The organism is Fulvimarina uroteuthidis, from assembly GCF_034321785.1.
Classification (GTDB): domain Bacteria; phylum Pseudomonadota; class Alphaproteobacteria; order Rhizobiales; family Rhizobiaceae; genus Fulvimarina; species Fulvimarina uroteuthidis.
Map to the genome: position 1 here is coordinate 151,689 of NZ_JAXLPB010000005.1, position 14,270 is coordinate 165,958.

Sequence of the window (14,270 nt, forward strand, 5' to 3'; positions counted from 1 at the left end):
GATCTCTTGTACATATTGGATGAAACATGGCGAGCCTTCCCAATCTTCGATTCTCCTCCCTCGACGAGAGCGCCCGGGGCGTGCTCGTGATTCTGGCCGGGAAAGACGGTCGGCTCGCCGACGCCCATGACGGCTTCGGCGAACTCGTCGCCAAGGCTTCCAGATCCACGAAGTTCAAGGGCAAGGCACTGTCCAAGCTCGATCTCGTCGCCCCGGCCGCGGAGGCCATCGACCGGCTGCTGGTGATCGGCACCCATCTCGACCAGGATCCGCTCGAGGAGGACTGGCTGAAGCTCGGCGGCACGATCGCAGCTGCGACCAAGGGCGCCGAGACCGTCACGATCTCGACGTCGATGCCGGGTGACCGCCAGGTATCGGCTGCGGAAGCTGCGATGATCGGCGCCGGCATGTTGCTGCGCACCTACAATTTCGACCGTTACAAGACGAAGAAGACGAAGGAGGACGACGAGGAGGAAACGACGACGGCCAGCGACGTCGCGATCCTCGTATCCGATGTCCGCGGGGCCGAAGCCGCGTTCGAGGCCGAACGCGCCGTTGCCGAGGGGACCATGCTCGCCCGCGATCTCGTCAACGAGCCGGCGAACATTCTCGGACCCGTCGAATATGCCGAGCGCACGCAAGCGCTGCGCGAACTCGGCCTTAAGGTCGAGATCCTTGAACAAGGCGAGATGGAAGCCCTCAAGATGCACGCGCTTCTCGGCGTCAGCCAAGGCTCGCCGCGTCCGCCGCGTCTCGTCATCATGCGCTGGAACGGCGGCGAGGAGGGCGAACAGCCGATCGCCTTCGTCGGCAAGGGTGTGGTCTTCGACACCGGCGGCATCTCGATCAAGCCGGCAGGCTCGATGGACGAGATGAAGGGAGACATGGGCGGATCGGCCGCGGTCGTCGGACTGATGCATGCGCTCGGCGCGCGCAAGGCGAAGGTGAACGCGATCGGGATCGTCGGTCTCGTCGAGAACTCCGTCGACGGCAACGCGCAGCGTCCGGGCGATATCGTCACCGCCATGTCGGGCACCACGATCGAGGTCCTCAACACCGATGCGGAGGGCCGGCTCGTCCTCGCCGATGCGCTCTGGTATTGCCAGGACCGGTTCAAGCCGAAGTTCATGGTCAATCTCGCCACCCTGACCGGGGCGATCGTGGTCGCGCTCGGCAATCATCAGGCCGGTCTGTTCTCCAACAATGACGAGCTGGCGGACCGTCTCTTCTCCGCCGGGAAGGTCAGCGGCGAGAAGGTCTGGCGGCTGCCGCTCGGGCCGGAATACGACAAGATGATCGAGGGCAAGTTCGCCGATATCAAGAATATCGGCAGCGGGCGCGCCGCCGGGTCCATCACCGCCGCCCAGTTCCTCCAGCGCTTCGTGAACGACGTTCCGTGGGCCCATCTGGATATTGCCGGCACAGCGATGGGCTCACCGTCCAATGCCTACAACCAGTCCTGGGCGTCCGGCTTCGGCGTGCGGCTGCTGGAGCGCCTCGTGCGCGACCATTACGAAAACCGCTGACGGGAAGGGTCGGCGAACCGGTGACGGAGGTTCTGTTCTATCACCTGACCGAGAGCCGTCTGGAGGAGGCCCTGCCGGATCTCCTCCAGCGCTCGCTGGCACGCGGCTGGCGCGTCGTGGTCCAGTGCCGTTCGGTCGAACGGCGCGATGCGCTCGACCATGTGCTGTGGACGTTCAGGGACGATAGTTTCCTGCCACACGGAACCGATGCGGAGGACGCAGCCGAGCGGCAGCCGATCCTGCTGACGACCAGGGCCGACCAGAACGGCAACGCCCCCGACGTGCGATTCATGGTGGATGGTGCGACGGCGCAGGATCTCGGCCGATACACGCGTGCCGTCTACATGTTCGATGCCTCGGACGAAGAGCAGATGCTGCACGCGCGCAGCCGATGGACGTCGGAAAAGGCCGCCGGCCACGCGCTGACCTATTGGCAGCAGGCCGACGATCGGCGCTGGATCAAGAAGGCCTGATCGCCAGATCCGGGGCTTGAGACGCGTGGCGTCCGCAGCGGTCGAACGGCAGTCCCGGCCTATCGAACGCGATTGCCGAACGCTTGGCCGACCTTGTCGGGATGATTCCGTTCGACGCCGGACGCGCGATCCCGATCTTGCCTGTCGAACCATTGCGGGCGGACATTGAGGATGACCGCAAGGCCGAGAAGGTTCAGATAGGCGGACATCTCGGACATTTCCTCGAGCCAGACATTGATCATCGTCTCGAACATCGCGCTCGCCAGCAGGAACAGAACGGTCAGGGCGACGGGGACGGCATAGAAGAAGTTGAGCTCGCTCCAGCGTCTGGCGAACGGTTCGCGCTTGATCGCCAAAGCACACAAGACGATCAGACCCGTCGCGAGGATGAGCATGGTCTTTCCGTTCGCCGAAAAGCACGGCCCGCTTTCATAGAAGGCGGAATCGCAGACGGGGGTTTCCCGCGTCATCGCCAGCACGCTGACGAACGTCACGATCGCCGCGAAGTAGAACAGTTCGCGCCGGAAACGGATCAGCGCCGTGAAGAACAGCAAGGCGGTCACCGCGAGAATGCCGGCCTGGATCAGTTCGTAATAGCCATTCTCCACCGGGCCGTAGTCTCTGGCATCGTAAGGCGCGACGAGGAGGGCGGTCAGCACGGCAAATCCGACGCAGGCAAGCGCATAGACCGTGAAGATCGTGATCTCAAGGCCCGAGCGGGCGTCGAGAAAGGTTCGAAGCCCCGTCGCGACGAAGCCGATCACGCGCCGATGAAGGGCCGGGTTTTGGGATCTGGAATCCAAGAACAAACATCCCGTCGATGCAAGAAGGCGATGACGCAAATCATCCCATCAGTGGAAGGAGACGGGGCCGTCGATCGCAACAAAGCCCGTGGTCTGGCCGAAACGGGTTTCGTTCCAATGAGTTACGGCCCGCCCAGGGCTGAGCCATACCAGCAGTGGCCCGAGCGGATCAAGTCCCGTCCGAAAGCGGCCGCCTCATGCGCGCGGTGATGGCGAGCCTTTCGATCTCAGGCGCCGAGCGCCTGTTCGTACTCCGCCGTGAGGGCAAGCCATTCCTCCTCGGCAGACCGCAGGGAGCGTTCGGCGTTCGCGCGCTTGCGGTTCAGTTCGGTGACCTTGTTCGGGTCGCTCCGGTAGATGTCGGGGTCCGCCAGTTGCCCGTCCACCTCGGCGACGACCTTCTGGAACTTCGCCATCTCGGCTTCGAACTTGTCGATTTTGCGCTTCATCGGCTTCAGACGATCGCGTGCCTCCGCGGTCTGTCGTCGCAGGTCGGCCTTGGGCAGCGACGGCTCCGGGGCGGCGCGCGCGACGGCATCGGCCGGTTGAGACTTCTTCGAACCGGACTTGTCCGCCTTGCCCGGCTTGCTGCCCGACAGAACCAGTCGCTTGTACTCCGAAAGGTCGCCTTCGAAGCGTTCGACCGTTCCGTTGCGCACCAGCCAGAGACGATCGACCGTCGCCTCGACAATGTGCCGGTCATGGCTGATCAGCACGACCGCGCCCGGATAATCGTTGAGCGCGTGGATCAGGCTTTCGCGCGCCTCGATGTCGAGATGGTTCGTCGGCTCGTCGAGGATCAGGAGATGCGGTGCATGCAGCGTCGCAAGACCCAGGAGCAGGCGCGCCTTTTCGCCGCCCGACAGCTTGTCGGCGACCGTTTCCATCTTGTCGCGCGGAAGGCCCATCTGGGCGACCCGCGCCCGCACGCGCGGTTCCGCCGCATCCGGCATCAGACGCCGGACATGTTCGATGGCGTTCTCGTCGGGCCTCAGATCGTCGATCTGATGCTGGGCGAAATACGCCACCTTCAGCCCCGGCGCCTTCGTGACGGTTCCGTCTTCCGACTGGAGACGTTCCGCCAGGAGCTTGGCGAAGGTCGACTTGCCGTTGCCGTTCTGGCCGAGGAGCGCGATCCTGTCGTCCGTATCGATCCGGAGGTCGAGACCGGAGAGAATCGGCGATCCGGGCTGGTAGCCGACACTGACCTTCTCCATCGCGATGATCGGGGAGGCGGGCTGCTTCTCCGGCTCCGGAAAGACGATCGGCGTGACGCTCTCTTCGAGGATCGCCTGCAGGGGGCCGAGCTTCTCGAGCGCCTTGAGGCGCGATTGCGCCTGCTTGGCCTTGGATGCCTTGGCGCGGAAACGGGCGACGAACGCCTCCATGTGCTTGCGCTTGTCGGCCTGCTTCACGTTCTGCTTCTGGAGCAGCTCCATCTTCTCGGCACGCTGGCGGGTGAAGGAATCATAATCGCCGCGATAGAAGACGAGTTTCTTCTGGTCCAGATGGATGATCGAGGTCACCGCATTGTTGAGGACGTCGCGGTCGTGGCTGATCAGGAGAACCGTATGCGGATAGCGGGCGACGAAACTCTCGAGCCAGAGGGTGCCTTCGAGATCGAGATAGTTGGTCGGCTCGTCGAGAAGCAGAATATCGGGGCTCGCAAACAGCACGGCCGCGAGCGCGACGCGCATGCGCCAGCCACCGGAGAATGAGGAGGCGGGCCGGGCCTGCGCGTCCTCGTCGAAACCCAGACCGGCGAGAATCGACGCGGCACGCGATTCGGCGGAGTGCGCGTCGATGTCGAAGAGCCGGGTGTGGATGTCGGCGATCTTCATCGGATCGGTTTCGGTCTCGGCGGCCGCCAGCAGCTCGGAGCGCTCGCTGTCGCCCGCAAGAACGATCTCCAGCAGGGATTCCTCCGTGCCCGGCGCTTCCTGCGCGACCTGTCCGATCGACAGATTGCGAGGAATGCTCACCGAACCGGTTTCGGATGCGAGTTCCCCGGTGATGACCCGGAAGAGCGTCGACTTCCCCGCGCCGTTCCGCCCCACGAGACCTGCCTTGGTGCCCGACGGCAGATTGAGGGTCGCATGGTCGATGAGGAGGCGTCCGGCGACGCGCGCGGAAAGGTCGTTGATCTGAAGCATGGCCGCTTTTGGCATGGCCGGGCGACGGCGTGAAGAAGGCGCGCGAAAAAACCAGCGTCCGTCTGCGGCAGACCCGGCGCTTGTGGGAAGGACGCTCCCGAAGGCGAAGGCCGCCTGCCGGTTTCGTCAGATCGAACCGTTGCGTTTCGCCGATCGCAGATTGCGGACACCGATCGTCAGAAGGATTTTGTTGGCCGGCTACCCAGTTTCAGTTTGCCAATCCATACCGGGCCTTTCAAACCCTTGTTCACGTTTTCGTTTTCACTCTCGACTAGGAAAGATTGGTCCCGAACCCCGTCAGGGACGAACCGGGAGCAAGTGCGGATGCATGGCCATCACCCTTTACGAACTCGTCGGCACGGATGATGCCAAACCGTTTTCGCCGCACTGCTGGAAGGTGAGGATGTGCCTCCGGCACAAAGGTCTCGCATTCCGGACGGAAAGCGTGCGGTTCACAGAAATCCCGCACATCGAAGGCGGCGTGGCTCGGACATTGCCGATCCTGCGCGATGGAGACCATTTGATCATCGATTCGTTTCGCATCGCGGACCATCTGGAAACCCGGTACCCGGATCGTCCGAGCCTTTTCGGGGGCGAGAACGGGCGCAACTATGCGCGGTTTCTGGAAGGCTGGGCGTTGCGCGACGTCCATCTGGCCCTGACCAGGATCGCCGCACTCGAAATCCTGGAGCTCCTCGATCTGCCGGACCAGGAACATTTCCGCCGCTCCCGTGAGGCCCGGTTCGGCAGCTCGCTCGAACATATCGGCGCGCATCGGGAAGAACTCGTCTCCGCCCTGCGCGAGACGTTCGAACCCGTCAGGCGGGTTCTGAGCGAAACACCGTTTCTCGGGGGCAAGAGTCCGCTCTTTGCCGACTTCGTCATCTTCGGCGCGCTGCAATGGGTGCGGATCGTTTCCGAATATCCGATCCTGCTGCGCGACGACCCGATCAACGAATGGTTCGAACGCTGCCTCGATCTTTACGACGGAGAGGGCAGGAGCGTCGCGGCGCGCAGCGACTGAGACGATGGTCTGATCCGTCTCAGTCGCCGGCGACGAAATAGGCCAGTTCCCCTTCGGGCGTGATGCCGAGCCGATAGAAATTGTAGGCGCCGAAATCGACCATCGACTGGTAGTCGCCGGCCGTCACGAGTTCGAAGAGCTCCACCTTCTGCGGCGGCGTCAGCGTGTCGAGGCGCGTCTGGGCGAAGTACGGCCAGACGAAAATCGCGTTCTCGCTTCCGGGCTCCACCGCGACATGGCCGGCTTCCAGAACCTCGAGGAGAATCGCCAGCATCTCGAAGCCATCGGGGTCTCCCGATTGCGCCTTCAGATGGGCGATCGGATCGCCGATATCATCGCCGAACGACAGCACCGTTCCGTCCGGTCCTTCCTCGATATAGGGACGCAGCCTTTCGATCTCGCCGCTCTCGGCAATCCGAATCAGCGTGCTGCGAAGATCGCGGACCGGTGCCGGAAGCGCATCCGTGTCGTAGCGGACCGGCGAAACCGAAACCGGTGCGGCAAGACCGTCCGGGATGGTGTCGACGCCTTGTTCCCGCGGCGGCACCGCGGGAGCCTCTTCCGCGCCCTCATCGGTGTCGCGGTCCGCCGGCGTCTCGATGCCGTCCTCGCCCGTCGGCGTTACGGCGTCGAGCCGATCGCCGGTCGAGCCGTCGGTCTCGATTTCTGAGCCTGGAGGCGGCGGCGTCGCGGGAGGCTCCAAGGGGGGTGCTGCCGGAGGCACGGGCGCGACCGGATCGGTCGCCGGCGGCATGGGCGCATCATCCGGCACGCCGGAGGACGAGGGATCGGCGCCGCGATCGGTCGGGGCGGTGCGAACGGCTTCCGGCGCGATCTCCGCACCGGGAAGCGGGGGCAGGGGAACGGCGACGATCCCCTCGTGAACATTGCCCGCGCCATCCCCGTTGTCGTCGACGATCTGGGAGAGGGCATGGGCGCTCGTCGTCGCGGTCAAGGCTGCGATCAAGGCCGCGACGCGCAGAGACCGGACGCGTGATATCCTCGTCTTCGATGCATGGGTCGAGTTGTCGATCACACTATCCCCGGCCGCGTTCTGAGAGAAAAGAGATCGAAGGGTCTGCCCAGCGCCAAGCGCCGGCAAACGTCCGGTCACTGGATGGTCTGGTTGGCGCGAAATTCCCCGAACTCAACGCGGCGACGCAGGCCGTCGATCATGTCGATCGCATGATCCTCGCCATAGAGGCGCACGAGTTCCGTCATCGCGGTCGCAAGAGCGGTCTCCGCGAGGATCTCCGATTCGATCCCCTCGCTGATGCCGTCGGCCCATGCCTCGTTGTGGTATTCGAGGGCGACCTGTTTCTTCTCGGCCTGGATGATCTCGTCGAGTTCGTTTTTCGGCAGGTCGAGCATGACGGGAATCCCTGTTGTGATGTTCGGACTTTCAGATCCGTTTACGTTTTCTTACCACGATCCGTACGTTTGTCGCCTCGGCCCTGCAAAGATCGTTGCGGCTTGCTTAATTTCCATAGCGCGTCAGCATGTCCCGCGAGAGCGCCGCACCTTCCTTCTGATAGCGATTGTGTGCCAGGCGCGCGGCGGGCGTGCAGTGACGGTATGTGGACGCGAACGCGCGGTATCCGCTGTTGAAACTGGCGACGAACCTGCGGCGGTCCGCCTCGTTCGGTTTCTGCGCTTCCAGAAACGCATTCATCTCGCCGCGCCAGACCGATTTGTCCTTGTCGCCGCAGAGCTCCCGAAGGAAGTGCATGGAGCCGAGAATGGTGGAGAACCGGCTCAGCGCCTCGACGAAAGGACCTTCGCTCGGTCGCGCCTCCGGCTCCTCTGCCTCTTCCGCCTGCTCGCCCTCTTCGCTCGCTTCGGTCTCGGCCGGTGCGTCCTGGGCATTGGCAGCGCTCCACACGCCGGGCGTAACCAGCATGAAGGCCGAAAGGCAGCCGGAGAGGATGAGCTTGCGACAGATGAGCATGGTCCTTCGTGTGCGGGCCCGTTTCGTCGTTTTCAAGACGAACCGCGACGACGAGGCGTTTCAACACATCCTGTCGCAGTTCTACAACAGTTTTCGAGCCAGATCGAGGATCGTCGCAAGCCCCGGCGTCGTCAGGCCATCGCGTTCGAACGCCCGCACCGAACCGATCGATTCGAATCGCACCGACGCGGCGTCGGTTCCCGCGACCGGGACCGCGTCGCGTCCGATCCTTGCCACGAAGACGCAGATCACGAAATGGAAGTCCCGATGGATCGCCTCGTGGTTCGTCACGAAGGTGAGGGCGCCGGAATCGACGGTCAGGCCCACCTCCTCGAAGATCTCGCGTGAGAGGGCCGCGCGCATTGTTTCGCCGAAGCCGACGCGCCCGCCGGGAAAGGAGAGGAGGCCTTCGAGCGTCTGGCCCCGGCTGCGCTCGATCAGAAGCACGTCGTCGCCGCGGATGAGGGCGGCGGATACGGCAAGTTGCGGCAGTGTCGTCATGCGCTCTCGGTCGTCCCGGCAGTGGGCCGGCAGTGGGAATGGCGTTCAACCCGCTTGACGCGGATCACGGGTAAGGGTTCCATCGCGTCCCATGTGCGGACGCTTTGCCCTTCATGCCTCTCCCGAGCTTATTGCAGAATTCCTGTCGCTCGAGGAGATCGAGGCTTTCCCCCCGCGATACAATATCGCGCCGACGCAGCCGATCCTCATCGCGATCAGCGGTCGGGATTCGAGACCCGACGCGAACGCGGCCAATCGCTCCGCGCAACTCGCGCGCTGGGGTCTGATCCCCCCCTGGGTGAAGGATGCCTCGAAGTTTCCGCTGCTGATCAATGCCCGCAGTGAAACCGCCGCGACGAAGAACTCGTTTCGTGCCGCCCTGAAATATCGGCGCTGCCTCATTCCGGCAACGGAATTCTACGAGTGGCGCCGCTCCGCCTCCGGCCCCTCCGAACCGTTCCTGTTCCGCCCCAAAAGCGGCAGGCCCTTCGCCTTCGCGGCGCTGATGGAAACGGCCATCGACCAGGACGGCGGCGAGATCGACACGGCGGCGATCATCACCGCGGCGGCGACGGGCGCTGCCCGAAAAATTCACGACAGGATGCCGGTGACGATCGAAGAGGCGCATTTCGAGCGCTGGCTGAATTGTCGGGACTATGCGCCGGGCGATGTCGCCGGGATCTTCGGCGCATCGCAGGTGCCGGAGTTCGATATCGTTCCCATTTCGACCGCGGTGAACAAGGTCGCCAATGCGGGCCCGTCCATCCAGGAACCGACGTCGGTCCCGCAAAGGCAGAGCGAGCGGAACGACGATGGAGCGGGCGAGGCGGCCGGCACCGGAAAGGGCACCGGCGATCAACTCACGCTTCTCTGAGAAGCGCCGGGCTTGCCGTGGCGCAGAGGGGCCCGTTGTCGGGTCGGACGCTCAGGGCTTGAGGCGCCTCAACGTGAAGCGGAACGTCGCCGCCACGTGTCTTCGGAGCGCACGCGAAGCGCCCGAGGCATCGAAAAAGGTGAGGGGACCGTCCGCCGCTGCGCTGGTCGTCGGCCCCGCTCGATCGCTCGTCACTCGGCCGACATGGCGAACTGCGGAAGAACCCGCGCCTTCGGCTGCGCCGCACGCTTGGCAGCGACATAGCGCGCGGCCGTCAGAAGCGTCGGATTGCCGAGCTGGCGGTAATTGTCTTCCAGACGGACTTCGCTCTCGCGCTCGCGCTTCGAACGGAACTGGATTTCGTTGTGCTTCATGGCCTCGTGCCTGCTGGTTGAACACCCACCACAGCCGCTCCAGAATTGAGACGCTTTGAGGGCAGTTTGTCCGTACCCGTTGGGATTACCCGATCGGCGATCGCGCCTGCTTGCGGTGTGACCGATCTGCCACGCCACCCCCGAACAGGCTTACGAAATAGCTAATGGTGCGGGCGGAATGAAGATCGTCCAACCGCGTCGGCGATCACTTCGTATGTCACCCGCGAGGCATGCCGTGACATTTGAATCGACGACCGTTTGCGCTAACCAGACGGGCGATCTGGAACATGAGCGACTTCGACGGGATAGAACGGCATGAGCGACGGCTTTCGCGGGCTTCGGCTGACCAACACCATGACGCGCGCCAAGGAGGATGTCTCGCCGCTCGACTGGCGCGATGCGGCGATATCCGAGGCCAACAAACGCGTTCGCATGTATGTCTGCGGACCCACGGTGTACGACTTTGCCCATATCGGCAACGCGCGGCCGGTCATCGTGTTCGACGTTCTCTTCCGGCTGCTGCGGCATCTGTATGGGCAGGATCATGTCACCTATGTCCGCAACATCACGGACGTCGACGACAAGATCAATGCGCGCGCAGCGCGCGACTATCCCGATCTGCCGCTGAACGAGGCGATCCGGAAGGTCACCACGAAAACCGCCGAGCAGTTCCATCAGGATGTCGCGGCGCTGGGCTGCCTGCCGCCCTCGGCCGAGCCGCGCGCGACGGATTACGTCACCGGGCGCGCGGGCGGCCACGACATGATCTCGATGATCGGGACCCTGATCGACAAGGGCAACGCCTACGAGGTGGACGGCGAGGTTCTCTTCGACGTCACCTCGATGCCGGACTATGGCGCCCTGTCCCGCCGCAGGCTGGAAGACCAGCAGGCCGGGGCACGGGTGGCTGTCGACAGCCACAAGAGGAACCCGGGCGATTTCGTCCTGTGGAAACTGTCGTCGAAGGGTGAGCCGGGCTGGGACGCTCCCTGGGGGCAGGCCGCGTGGACCGCCTCCGGCCGCACCGGCATGCCGAAGGGACGTCCGGGCTGGCATATCGAATGCTCGGTGATGAGCGCCGCCCATCTGGGCGAGACGTTCGACATTCATGGCGGCGGCCTCGATCTCATCTTTCCCCATCACGAGAACGAGATCGCCCAGTCGCGCTGCGCCCATGGCACGAAGAGCATGGCCGAGATCTGGATGCACAATGGCTATGTTCAGGTGGAAGGCCGGAAGATGGCGAAGTCGGAGGGCAATTTCGTCACGATCCACGATCTCCTGCACACGGAGACTTTCGGCGGCCGCAAATGGCCGGGCGCCGTGCTGCGCCTCGCCATGCTGATGACGCACTATCGCGAGCCGATCGATTTTTCGGTCAAACGACTGGAGGAGGCCGAGAACGCGCTGGCGAGCTGGGCCAGGGTCGCGGCGGGGGTCGCGCCCGGCCATCCCAGCACGAAGCTGATCGAGGCCCTTTCGGACGATCTGGCGAGCGCCGCCGTGGTCGCCGAGCTCCACGCCTTGCGCAGATCCGATCCCAAGGCGCTTCGCGCCTCGCTCGACCTTCTGGGCCTCGACCTTTCCGCGTTCGAGGCGGTTTCGGACGACACCGAACGGGCAGGGAACCCGCTCCCCGACGCCGTCGAAGCCGCGATCGCACAACGGCTCGCTTTCATCCGCGACAAGAACTGGGCCGAGGCCGATCGCATCCGCGACACGCTTCTGGAGAGCGGCATCCAGCTGAAGGATGGCAAGGACCCCCGAACCGGCGAGCGCACCACGACCTTCGAGATCAGGCGCTGACCGGACGGGGAGCACCCGACGGGAAGGGCCTGACGGGAAGGGAAGGTCGTCAACTCGCCCAACGCAGCCGCGGGATCTTCCCCGTCATATGGTTCGCCCGTCGCAAGGCATGGGCGACTAACCATAATGACCCCGGGGAGCATCGTATAAACGCTTGAAACGTCAGACAGATACCCGATGTGAGCGAGTTGATCGAGACGCACAATCCCACTTCAGAGACGATTCGATACGGCATGGACAATCAGACCCCGCGCAAGGCCTATCCGGCGATCGACCCTTACGAGACGGGTCGTCTCGACGTCGGCGACGGGCATGAGATCTATTACGAAGTCTGCGGCAATCCCCGGTGCAAGCCGGTCGTCTTTCTGCATGGCGGCCCGGGCAGTGGCGCCTCGCCCCAGCATCGCCGGCTGTTCGATCCCGACCGCTACCGCATCATTCTTCTCGACCAGCGCGGCTGTGGGCGCTCGACGCCGCTCGGTCGTCTCGAGGCGAACACGACCTGGCATCTCGTCGACGATCTCGAGCGGCTGCGGACCGCGCTCGACGTGGAGCGGTGGGTGCTGTTCGGCGGCTCCTGGGGCGCGACGCTGGCGCTCGCCTATGCCGAAGCCTACCCCGCGCACGTCTTGGCGATGATCCTGCGGGGCGTCTTCTCCGGCCGGCCGTCGGAGCTTGCCTGGTTCTACGAAAGCGGGGCGAACCGGTTGTTTCCCGATCAGTGGGAGAACTTTCTGGCACAGGTCCCGGCCGATGAGCAGGGCGACATCATCGGCGCCTATCGCAAGCGACTGACCGATCCCGACCGGGCAGTGCGCGCCGCGGCCGCCGCCGGCTGGACCCAATGGGAATCGGCAACCGTGATGCTGCGTTCGAACGCCGTTCCGAACGGTTCGCGATCCGCCTCCGATTCGACGATCGCCTTTGCGCGGATCGAGAACCATTACTTCTACCACGGGCTGTGGCTCGACGGCGACCAGCTGATCGCGAATGCCGATCGGCTCGCCGACATTCCCGGCGTGATCGTGCAGGGTCGCTACGACATCGTCACGCCGGCGATCACCTCATGGCAGCTGGCACAGGCCTGGCCACGGGCGGATTATCGCATGGTCGAGGGTGCCGGCCACGCCTTTGCCGAGCCCGGCGTCCTGCAGGAACTGCTTGCCGCCACCGACCGGTTTGCAGACTGACGCGTTCGCGCTAGGCTGTGCCCGACAGAATCTGGAACGGGACCGGGCCGATGACAGCGACGGGCGGATGCCAGTGCGGGGCGGTGCGCTTCGTCTGCAAGCCGGATCTTTCCAGCGCCCACATCTGCCATTGCAGGATGTGCCAGAAGGCGGTGGGCAACCTTTTTGCGGCGCTCGTCGGGATCGAACCGGACAGCCTCGTCTGGACGAAGGCGGAACCGAAGCGCTTCCGATCGTCGAACCACGCGTCTCGCGGCTTCTGTCCCGAATGCGGCACACCCTTGCTCTACGAGGCGCCGGACGGCCAATGCCTGACGATCGGCGCCTTCGATCGTCCGCAGGACCTGCGGCCGCTGCGCCAGCACGGCATCGAAGCCGATCTCGGCTTCATGGACGATCCGGGCGGGATGGAGGCGACGACGACCATCGAGGATGGGGACGTCCAGGCCTTTCTGAACGATATCGTTTCGTACCAGCATCCCGACGAGCCGGGTGCGGACGAAGATGGGCGACGTCTGCGAGGGTCCCATGAAAGATCGTGATCGCTCCGATCACAAAGAATCGAGCGCCTTCGGACTGTTGGCCTGCTAGAAGCCGGATCATACCGAAGAGCGATCGCGGCAAGGCCCTCCCATGCAGACATCCGAAACCGATACACGCCGGGGGCTGTTTCTCGCCTTGGGTGCCTACGCGATCTGGGGCCTCGTCCTGCCGCTTTACATGAAGGCGCTGAACCATGTCTCACCGCTGGAAATCGTCGCCCACCGCATCATCTGGGCGCTCCCGTTCGCCGCGCTGATCCTCGTCCACCAGGGTCGTCTTGCGCATACGCTGCGCTATTTCGGGCACTTGCGCACGCTCTCGCTCGCAGCCCTCACGGCCGTGCTGATCTCGATCAATTGGGGCGTGTACGTCTATGCGATCGTGTCGAACCAGGCGATCGACGCCGCGCTCGGCTATTACATCAATCCGCTTCTCAACGTCGCCCTTGGAGCGATCTTTCTGCGCGAGCGCCCGAGCAGGCTGCAGGGCGTTGCCATCGCCCTTGCCGTCGTGGGCGTTGCGATCATGACGATCAAGGCGGGCGGGCTGCCATGGATCGCGCTGGTGCTGGCAACGACCTTCGGGACCTACGGCCTCCTGCGAAAGCTCGTGAAGGTGGACGCCAGCGAGGGTTTCTTCCTCGAAGTCGCCATCCTGTTTCCGATCGCGATCGGAACGCTGGCCTTCGTGACGGACGTCCATTTCGGCGCGATCCCCTACGAGACCGTCATGCTGGTGATCGCCGGTCCGCTGACGGCCATCCCGCTGATCCTGTTCGCAGCCGGTGCGCGTCTCCTCGACTTCGCGACGGTCGGCATCCTGCAATATACGGTGCCGACCATGCTGTTCCTGACGGCGGTCTTCCTGTTCGGAGAGCCGTTCGGATTTTGGCAACTCGTCGCGTTCGCCTTCATCTGGTCCGCACTGGTCCTTTACGCCGTGACGCTGATCCGCCAGGCGCGGGAGGAAAGGCGGCGTCGCCGCGGCGCGAGCACCCAGGGCGGCGCGCAGTTCCCGGACCCGAAGACCGACGCGTGAGCCGCTCCACCACCGCA

15 protein-coding genes are annotated in these 14,270 nt (G+C 64.3%); 8 read left to right on the plus strand and 7 right to left on the minus strand.

Annotated elements, in window-relative coordinates; genetic code table 11:
* The first annotated feature begins 26 nt into the window (after window positions 1-26).
* Window positions 27-1,526, plus strand: a complete 1,500-nt coding sequence (locus U0C82_RS15035; RefSeq protein WP_322188083.1) for a leucyl aminopeptidase — start codon at window positions 27-29, stop codon at window positions 1,524-1,526.
* A gap of 20 nt (window positions 1,527-1,546) precedes the next feature.
* On the plus strand, window positions 1,547-1,999 hold the full coding sequence (locus U0C82_RS15040; RefSeq protein WP_322188085.1) for a DNA polymerase III subunit chi: 453 nt from the start codon (window positions 1,547-1,549) through the stop codon (window positions 1,997-1,999).
* 59 nt (window positions 2,000-2,058) lie between these two features.
* Here U0C82_RS15040 and U0C82_RS15045 read toward each other — a convergent pair whose 3' ends face one another.
* Both U0C82_RS15045 and U0C82_RS15050 read right to left on the minus strand, forming a co-directional pair.
* Window positions 2,059-2,802 (minus strand): hypothetical protein, encoded by a 744-nt coding sequence (locus tag U0C82_RS15045; protein WP_322188087.1) that lies wholly within the window; start codon window positions 2,800-2,802, stop codon window positions 2,059-2,061.
* 227 nt (window positions 2,803-3,029) lie between these two features.
* Entirely contained in the window at window positions 3,030-4,955 is a 1,926-nt protein-coding gene (locus tag U0C82_RS15050) for an ABC-F family ATP-binding cassette domain-containing protein (protein WP_322188089.1), read from the minus strand.
* Window positions 4,956-5,283: 328 nt separating this feature from the next.
* On the opposite strand from U0C82_RS15050, the gene U0C82_RS15055 reads away from it, so the two are divergent.
* Window positions 5,284-5,979 carry a glutathione S-transferase family protein gene (locus tag U0C82_RS15055; protein WP_322188091.1) on the plus strand — a complete coding sequence of 232 codons (696 nt, stop codon included), beginning with the start codon at window positions 5,284-5,286 and terminating at the stop codon, window positions 5,977-5,979.
* 19 nt (window positions 5,980-5,998) lie between these two features.
* Here U0C82_RS15055 and U0C82_RS15060 read toward each other — a convergent pair whose 3' ends face one another.
* The 4 genes from U0C82_RS15060 to U0C82_RS15075 all read right to left on the minus strand — a co-directional run bounded on the left by U0C82_RS15060 (window position 5,999) and on the right by U0C82_RS15075 (window position 8,428).
* Window positions 5,999-6,946 carry a hypothetical protein gene (locus U0C82_RS15060; RefSeq protein WP_322188093.1) on the minus strand — a complete coding sequence of 316 codons (948 nt, stop codon included), beginning with the start codon at window positions 6,944-6,946 and terminating at the stop codon, window positions 5,999-6,001.
* Between the two features lie 143 nt (window positions 6,947-7,089).
* Window positions 7,090-7,350, minus strand: coding sequence for a hypothetical protein (locus tag U0C82_RS15065; protein ID WP_322188095.1), 261 nt, complete (start codon window positions 7,348-7,350; stop codon window positions 7,090-7,092).
* Between the two features lie 106 nt (window positions 7,351-7,456).
* Window positions 7,457-7,927 carry a TIGR02301 family protein gene (locus tag U0C82_RS15070; RefSeq protein ID WP_322188097.1) on the minus strand — a complete coding sequence of 157 codons (471 nt, stop codon included), beginning with the start codon at window positions 7,925-7,927 and terminating at the stop codon, window positions 7,457-7,459.
* 81 nt (window positions 7,928-8,008) lie between these two features.
* Window positions 8,009-8,428: an NUDIX domain-containing protein gene (locus tag U0C82_RS15075; RefSeq protein ID WP_322188099.1), complete on the minus strand. Its 420-nt coding sequence runs from the start codon at window positions 8,426-8,428 to the stop codon at window positions 8,009-8,011.
* A 91-nt stretch (window positions 8,429-8,519) separates the two neighbouring features.
* On the opposite strand from U0C82_RS15075, the gene U0C82_RS15080 reads away from it, so the two are divergent.
* Entirely contained in the window at window positions 8,520-9,302 is a 783-nt protein-coding gene (locus U0C82_RS15080; protein ID WP_322188101.1) for an SOS response-associated peptidase, read from the plus strand.
* 191 nt (window positions 9,303-9,493) lie between these two features.
* On the opposite strand, the gene U0C82_RS15085 is transcribed toward U0C82_RS15080, so the two are convergent.
* Window positions 9,494-9,676, minus strand: coding sequence for a hypothetical protein (locus U0C82_RS15085; protein ID WP_322188103.1), 183 nt, complete (start codon window positions 9,674-9,676; stop codon window positions 9,494-9,496).
* A gap of 315 nt (window positions 9,677-9,991) precedes the next feature.
* Between U0C82_RS15085 and cysS the strand changes: the two genes are divergently transcribed.
* The 4 genes from cysS (at window position 9,992) to rarD (ending at window position 14,253) form a co-directional block, all read left to right on the plus strand.
* Window positions 9,992-11,482: a cysteine--tRNA ligase gene (gene cysS / locus U0C82_RS15090; RefSeq protein WP_322188105.1), complete on the plus strand. Its 1,491-nt coding sequence runs from the start codon at window positions 9,992-9,994 to the stop codon at window positions 11,480-11,482.
* A gap of 233 nt (window positions 11,483-11,715) precedes the next feature.
* Complete coding sequence (pip, locus tag U0C82_RS15095) at window positions 11,716-12,672, plus strand: prolyl aminopeptidase (protein WP_322188107.1); 957 nt, start codon at window positions 11,716-11,718, stop codon at window positions 12,670-12,672.
* Between the two features lie 50 nt (window positions 12,673-12,722).
* A complete protein-coding gene (locus U0C82_RS15100) occupies window positions 12,723-13,214 on the plus strand; it encodes a GFA family protein (protein WP_322188109.1) in 492 nt (163 codons plus the stop codon).
* A gap of 91 nt (window positions 13,215-13,305) precedes the next feature.
* Window positions 13,306-14,253: an EamA family transporter RarD gene (rarD, locus tag U0C82_RS15105; RefSeq protein ID WP_322188111.1), complete on the plus strand. Its 948-nt coding sequence runs from the start codon at window positions 13,306-13,308 to the stop codon at window positions 14,251-14,253.
* Window positions 14,254-14,270 lie beyond the last annotated feature (17 nt).

Excerpts from the sequence above, each read along its gene's own strand:
- U0C82_RS15085 (WP_322188103.1), bottom strand. The coding sequence starts at position 9,676 with ATGAAGCACAACGAAATCCAGTTCCGTTCGAAGCGCGAGCGCGAGAGC.
- U0C82_RS15065 (WP_322188095.1), bottom strand. The coding sequence starts at position 7,350 with ATGCTCGACCTGCCGAAAAACGAACTCGACGAGATCATCCAGGCCGAG.
- U0C82_RS15070 (WP_322188097.1), bottom strand. The coding sequence starts at position 7,927 with ATGCTCATCTGTCGCAAGCTCATCCTCTCCGGCTGCCTTTCGGCCTTC.
- U0C82_RS15050 (WP_322188089.1), bottom strand. The coding sequence starts at position 4,955 with ATGCTTCAGATCAACGACCTTTCCGCGCGCGTCGCCGGACGCCTCCTC.
- rarD (WP_322188111.1), top strand. The coding sequence starts at position 13,306 with ATGCAGACATCCGAAACCGATACACGCCGGGGGCTGTTTCTCGCCTTG.
- pip (WP_322188107.1), top strand. The coding sequence starts at position 11,716 with ATGGACAATCAGACCCCGCGCAAGGCCTATCCGGCGATCGACCCTTAC.
- U0C82_RS15055 (WP_322188091.1), top strand. The coding sequence starts at position 5,284 with ATGGCCATCACCCTTTACGAACTCGTCGGCACGGATGATGCCAAACCG.
- U0C82_RS15080 (WP_322188101.1), top strand. The coding sequence starts at position 8,520 with ATGTGCGGACGCTTTGCCCTTCATGCCTCTCCCGAGCTTATTGCAGAA.
- U0C82_RS15035 (WP_322188083.1), top strand. The coding sequence starts at position 27 with ATGGCGAGCCTTCCCAATCTTCGATTCTCCTCCCTCGACGAGAGCGCC.
- U0C82_RS15075 (WP_322188099.1), bottom strand. The coding sequence starts at position 8,428 with ATGACGACACTGCCGCAACTTGCCGTATCCGCCGCCCTCATCCGCGGC.
- cysS (WP_322188105.1), top strand. The coding sequence starts at position 9,992 with ATGAGCGACGGCTTTCGCGGGCTTCGGCTGACCAACACCATGACGCGC.
- U0C82_RS15100 (WP_322188109.1), top strand. The coding sequence starts at position 12,723 with ATGACAGCGACGGGCGGATGCCAGTGCGGGGCGGTGCGCTTCGTCTGC.